Annotated in this window: 4 protein-coding genes; 2 read left to right on the top strand and 2 right to left on the bottom strand. The window is 27.3% G+C overall.

Features of this window, described 5'->3' with window-relative positions; all coding sequences use genetic code 11:
- The first annotated feature begins 1583 nt into the window (after positions 1–1583).
- On the top strand, positions 1584–2147 hold the full coding sequence (locus BN346_RS04290) for a hypothetical protein (protein WP_034439839.1): 564 nt from the start codon (positions 1584–1586) through the stop codon (positions 2145–2147).
- 442 nt (positions 2148–2589) lie between these two features.
- Here BN346_RS04290 and hcp read toward each other — a convergent pair whose 3' ends face one another.
- The gene (gene hcp, locus BN346_RS04285) at positions 2590–4248 is read right to left on the bottom strand and encodes a hydroxylamine reductase (protein ID WP_034439837.1); all 1659 of its coding nucleotides are present in this window, start codon (positions 4246–4248) and stop codon (positions 2590–2592) included.
- Positions 4249–4690: 442 nt separating this feature from the next.
- Between hcp and BN346_RS04280 the strand changes: the two genes are divergently transcribed.
- The gene (locus tag BN346_RS04280; RefSeq protein WP_034439835.1) at positions 4691–5038 is read left to right on the top strand and encodes a DUF6693 family protein; all 348 of its coding nucleotides are present in this window, start codon (positions 4691–4693) and stop codon (positions 5036–5038) included.
- A gap of 251 nt (positions 5039–5289) precedes the next feature.
- On the opposite strand, the gene BN346_RS04275 is transcribed toward BN346_RS04280, so the two are convergent.
- Entirely contained in the window at positions 5290–6273 is a 984-nt protein-coding gene (locus tag BN346_RS04275; protein ID WP_034439832.1) for a linear amide C-N hydrolase, read from the bottom strand.
- Positions 6274–6551 lie beyond the last annotated feature (278 nt).

Raw genomic sequence — 6551 nt, 5'->3', positions numbered from 1 at the left:
ATAAAATATATTAAAAAACAACAATCAGAAATTAGTATATAACCAATTCTTTCAAATAGCCATATTAGTCCAGATTAAAAAAACATTTCTGAAATCTTTAATAAGTTTTGTTTCATAATAATTTTTACTCTGATCTTTAGGTATACAGTTATACCCAACTATTAAAAATATAAATGTGACTATAAAGAAAAATCCTGACACAATTAAAGAATAAAAAAATCAGATCAGAAATAAATATAATAATCACTTCTTGGGAAAATGTTTTTTTGATGGGTGATATTATATCATAATTCAAAAGTTTTAATTTAGTTGAAAGTAATAAATTTTATATTTTAAAATAATATATTGTTATATTATGTAAATAAAGTTAAAATATGAATATAAGTAAATAAAAAAAGCACTCAAAAGAGTGCTTTCCATTTAACTTCGGTTCTTTAAATCGTCGCCAAACGATTTAAGGTAACTACAGGTATCACAAATACCTAGAAGTTAAGGAATAATCCGTCCTAAAGATAGATTGCAGCCTGTCTTTAGAAAGTTGACCCAACCAAAGTAGTTTGTATTATTAATATATACATAAGTATATAAGGATAAACACTTTAAGTCAATATAAATTAGACCTTAACGCTCTAGGGATTTCCCTAGGGCGTTTTTTAATTATAAGAGGTTGCATGCCACCTATATGACATGTAGTGAGTTGCCGTTAAACACTTAAAATTACGTCAGGTGAGTTCAGCCACTGCAGAAAGTGAACCTCCGTACAGATAAGCCTAGTCCCTTTCTTTAGGCAGTACGGGTCCGAGCGTGACGACTACGTAAAGGTCGGGTGTGGGAGTTCTAGGATACTAATGTATCGGGAACCATAAACAGATATCAGCACTAGGATAGAACCATAGTGTAGAAAGTTTATGGGTGTTTACACATAATAGAAAGGGTGCGAGAAGATAAGGCGACCGAAGTATACTGTTGTATTATCAAAAGCAATTATTCCTTATGAATCAGAATAGTTATGTTTATTTTTAGTACAAGCTATTTTGATGGCATAAGGGAATAATTGCGTCGATTTCAGCTCCCTCGTACCTGTTGTATATTAGTTGCATAGATTTTGCAAGTTATTTTGTTTAAACAATTAAAAAACAAAATGCAAGAACTAAAACAACAAAAGGGCAAGTAAGAAAAGTTGATGCTAACGCAGGCTTATATAAATATCAGTTACCTAACAGTAAATTATTACTATATATTTTAAAAAAAGATTACTAAAAAATATTCAAAAATAGAAAAAATAAGCTTATAAAATAGGCTATTTTTACGATGGCAATTAGCAGTCAAAAGTGATGGCAAAAGTGCATGCAATTGATTTTTTCATGGGGTCATGATTTTCTTACTAAAAATGAGAGTATTCCTGGGCTTTGCCCAGATTATCACCTTGGGTGATATCAAAAACTCCTTATGCTCTTTTTTCTCCGAAGGCTCTTGCAGAGGGCTTTTTATTTTTTATAAAAAATATTAAAAGGATTTTGTAATACGTTTGTAATATACTACAAATGTATTACAAAAAAATTGAGTATTTTAAAGGAGATAAAATGACTAAAGAAGAGTTTTTAGAATTAGATATAGATAAAAAAATTGAATACCTAAATAAAAAATTAAGTAAAGGACAAACTGTAATTCGTATTAGAGAAGATCTAGGAATAGGAGAAAAATCTCTTCAAAAAATTATAAGAGAAAATGGATATAAATATTTTCAAAAAGAAAAAAGATATTATAAAGATAATACAAATGTATTACAAAAAAATATAATTCAGGGCAAAGAAATTTTTGATTCAGAATGTAAAGATTCCACAATTGTATTACAAAATTATAAAGATGATTTATTAGAAATAATTCAAGCCAAGAAAGATATATTTGAAGTACTAAAGGCTTTTAAAGAAAATTTGTATTACAAAGATACTACAAATGTAATAGAAGTAGTTGCTAGTAATGAAATACAAATTAAAGATTTTAATAGCGAAGCAAAAGTAACTTCATTTAGGGTTTATGGTGAAACATTAACTAAGTGGAAAGAGTTTTGCAGCAAACATAAAAAATATAATAATCAAGATTTAGTGTCTATGGCATTGGAAGAATACATGAAAAAGTATGATTAAATAGATAAAAAAGCATTGTAAATTATGGCTAAAAAAACGTCTAGAATCCATGTAGGACTAAAATAATAAAGTTAAGGATAAATAGGTTATCTATTTATAAAATAAGCCTTAAAATCGAAATTAGAGCCTTATAAGCAAATAAAATAAAGAAAGGTCATACTTAATTTTATTAAGTATGACCTTTCTTTATTTTTCTATAGGTTAGAAGTGTTGGAAACACTAGATTCAATTTAACTATTCCCTAAACCTAAATTTAGGGGGGAGTTTCGAGATATTTCGTCAAAAAAAATAACCATACTAGAACACCATAAATAAAATAGCCTTAAAATCTATTTAAATCGATTTTAAGGCTATTTTATTTATGTACAAGTACAAATACACTACAAAACTCTCAAAATCGATTTAAATAGTTCTAACTGTTCCGAAAATCTAAATTTTAAGACTAATTACTTGGAATTTGTAAACATGATGCTAAATCTTTTTCTGGCGTACTTATAGGTTTTATATCGAATGTATCAACCAAATATTGAAGTACATTTGGACTTAAAAATGCTGGTAATGTAGGTCCAAGATAGATTCCTTTTATTCCTAATGATAAAAGCGCTAACAAGTCAGCAACTGCTTTTTGTTCATACCATGATAATATTATAGAAAGTGGTAAGCTATTTACATCTGTATCAAAAGCATCTGCTAAAGCTAGGGCTATTCTTACAGCTGAGTAAGCATCATTACATTGCCCTACGTCTAAAAGTCTTGGAAGTCCAGCAACTTCTCCGAATTCTAGTTTATTAAATCTATATTTACCACAAGCTAGAGTAAGTATTATACAGTCTTTTGGAACTTTAGTAGCAAATTCTGTATAATAATTTCTTCCAGATCTTGCCCCATCACATCCCCCAATTAAGAAGAAATGTTTTAATTTACCAGACTTAACTGCATCTATTATAGCTGGTGCATTGCTTAATGTAGCATTGTGTCCAAATCCAACTAAAATTTCCTTAGGTTCTTGGTCTTCTTTAAATCCACCAAGTTCTAAAGCTTTATTTATTATTTCACTAAAGTCTTTTTCTCCGCTTTCAGTTTTTCCTATATATTTTACTCCATCCCAACCAACTACACTTGTTGTAAATATTCTATCTTTGTATGAATCTCTAGGTTTCATAAGACAGTTTGTAGTCATTAATATACATCCTGGAATATTATCAAATTCTTTTTGTTGATCTTGCCAAGCTCCACCAAAGTTTCCTACTAAATGAGGATACTTATTAAGTTCTGGATAACCATGACAAGGAATCATTTCACCGTGAGTATATATATTTATTCCTTTGCCTTCAGTTTGTTTTAAAAGCATTTCTAAATCTTTTAAATCATGGCCAGAAACTATTATAAATGGACCTTTTTTTATATTTACATTTACTTTATGAGGAGCTGGATTTTTGTAAATAGTAGTGTTTGCTTCATCCAGTTTTTGCATAACAGCAACACTCATGTCACCTGTTTTTAAAGTCAATGTTATTAAATCTTCTACTGTTAAATTCTCATCACAAGTTGCAGCTAATGCTCTAAAATAAAATTCATCAACTTGATCATTATAATATCCTAATTCTCTAGCTTGATGACCATATGCAGATACTCCTTTTAATCCATAAATTATAGTTTGTCTTAATGAACGTATATCTGGGTCTAAGTTTTGATCATACATTATACCTGCACGTTTAGCATCTTCTAACATTTGATTTCTAGTTTCACTTAAATTATATGTAGCCTCTTCACTGAAATTTTCACATGATGATATCTTGCTTCTTAAAGATTGTTTTATTTCTTGTGACTTTCTTAACAATTGTTCATGAACATCACCATCAAAGTTAACATTTGTAAGTGTTGTAAATAAAGAGTTTTCAACGAAACTAACTATATCTTTATCTATCTTTTCACCTTTTTTTATTAACTCATTTGCATAACAACTGATGCCTTTTATTTGATAAATAAGTAAATCTTGAAGAGCTGCTATATCTGAGGTTTTACCACAAACTCCTACTTTTGTACAGCCTTTACCTCCAACTGTTTGTTCACATTGATAACAAAACATTGAATAATCCATATAAAACACTCCTTTTTTAATAGTCTTTAATATAATTACCCATAAATTGAGGAAATAACATGAATTTATAAATAAATTATTTCAAATAAGTGGGATACTGAAATAAGTAAAAAACAGGTGTTTATTTATGTATATATTGATATTGCTGAGATTAATTTTTTACTTTTGTATTTAGAATAATATTATACTTAATAATGAAAGTGTCTAGTTCTATAATTGTTTCGGAAAAATACTAGTCTTTAAAAACTTGTTTAAAGAGTACTAGTAAAAAAGCCCTTAGAATACATTTATTTGGATTCTAAGGGTATTAACTTTGTTCTAAATATGTAACTAGTCACTAAAGTGAAATTCAAGCAATAGTTACTATTATAGACCATTAAATTTAAACTTTGATATAATTATTATTAGTTAAATAATGTAAAATAGAAAGGTTTTGAAAAAAATGAAACAGTCATCAATTATAATTAACAAAGAAAAATACGATTCTTACTTTGATAAAAAAGTAAGTGAATATATTCTCTTACATTTAAAAATGATTCTTTTAGGTATTGTAACTTTAGGATTAGCTTATCCATGGATAATTTGTATAAAACAAAAAGCTACATGTAAACATACGGTTATTTGTGGAAAAAGGCTTAAATTTATAGGTGATCCTAAAGAGTTGATAAATCATTGGATTTTATGGTGGATATTAATAGTAATAACATTTGGATTATATAGTTTAGTTGTAAAAATTAGGTTTGAACGATGGATTACGGCAAATACAATATTTGAAGAGTTAGAAGATTAATAAATTTAGAAATAATACAACAAAAATAAAATATCGCATTATTGATAATACACATAATAAATACTAATCCTTAAAAACTTATTTAAAAATATCTAGTAAAAAAGCCCTTAAAATCCATTTATTTGGATTCTAAGGGCTTTTTTACTAGATATATAACTAGTCACTAAAGTGAAATTTTAAGGACACTTACTTTAATATAAAAAACTACATCTAAAATAATACTTTTTTATAAATATTATTTTCTTTAATTGCTAGTTAACTGAATAAGTTACTAATTTATTTTCTATAACATTGTCTAAAGAAAATTCCATTGTATCTATATGATTAAAAACACGTAAATATAATTTGCCTAAATTTTGGTCATATGCACACATATAACTTGTAAAATCTGAATCATCTTTATCTTCAAAAAAACGTTCAACTCCCTTTGGAATCCAAACAGAATTTAAAATACTAAATAATCGACTTGGTGCTTCTTCATCACTAACTTCTCCTATAAGATTTCTTAAATATGATGCACGTACAAATCTTGATGGTGAAGTATAATCTCCTGGTAGACCAAGCATACCTGAACCATTTGAAATTGGCGTAATTACTGTTTTATTATTTAAATGATTTTGTTGTTTATTAAATCCTTGTACTTGAATGTAATTTGCTAAATTAGTCATATGCCAATCAAATGTTGGATCATTAGCCATTACACATACATTATTATCAAAGACTCTAAAACGTCCATTATTTGTAGGTTCTAATACAACTGAATTACCCATTTTGTCTGTAAAAGTATAATGAGCAGTTATAGGGTTACCTTTACCTAACTCTCCTAATGAAGGAATGTCGTCACCAGTAACTGCAATTTTTGATATATTTTCTTTTATCTCATTGACATTTTCAAAGTTACTTAAAATCCAAGGAATTATTTCACCACTATTAATAGCTGTAAGTCCTTCATTTTCTATGTTTTCTTTTTTATCCCATGTACATGCGTTTAAAAATAAAAGTCCTCCAGCAAGTCCTTTCTCATTTACTCCATCAAAAAATAAAGTAGACCCTGATAAATTTATTCCTAAAAAAGCGTATTTTGTTTTCCAAGGGTTACTTTGAGTATCTAAAGTAAAATTTTTAGGAACAATAGTTATTTTTGAACCAATATCAAATGGGTTAAAAGAAGTATCTAGAGTTCTTCCCCAATAAAAATTATTTTTGTCACTTGAAATGTGAACATGTGTACACATTTAAATCATCTCCTATAAAGTTATCATATTTTACATATATTTTTATATCCCAAAATAGTTATATAAAACATATATTTTTTATATGGATTTAGAGATTCTTCACGTGCATTAGCAGTAGTAAATTGGTTAATTGATATGATATTTTAGTGGCATTGACTTTATCTTAAATACATAAAATCTTTAAACTAGTTTATGTTATATTTGTCAAATATTTTATAACTGAAACTAGTATTTTTTGAAAAATATATTAATCAAATTATAAAATATATTAAAAAACA

Origin of the sequence: Clostridium ihumii AP5 (assembly GCF_000612845.1) — a bacterium.
In the GTDB taxonomy this organism is placed as follows: Bacteria; Bacillota; Clostridia; order Clostridiales; family Clostridiaceae; genus Clostridium_J; species Clostridium_J ihumii.
Note: the sequence above shows the minus strand (reverse complement) of the source record. Positions and strands in the feature narration are given on the sequence as shown.

What these genes read in the sequence shown, in the direction of transcription:
- BN346_RS04280 (WP_034439835.1), top strand. Translation starts at nt 4,691, where the DNA reads ATGAAACAGTCATCAATTATAATTAACAAAGAAAAATACGATTCTTAC.
- hcp (WP_034439837.1), bottom strand. Translation starts at nt 4,248, where the DNA reads ATGGATTATTCAATGTTTTGTTATCAATGTGAACAAACAGTTGGAGGT.
- BN346_RS04290 (WP_034439839.1), top strand. Translation starts at nt 1,584, where the DNA reads ATGACTAAAGAAGAGTTTTTAGAATTAGATATAGATAAAAAAATTGAA.
- BN346_RS04275 (WP_034439832.1), bottom strand. Translation starts at nt 6,273, where the DNA reads ATGTGTACACATGTTCACATTTCAAGTGACAAAAATAATTTTTATTGG.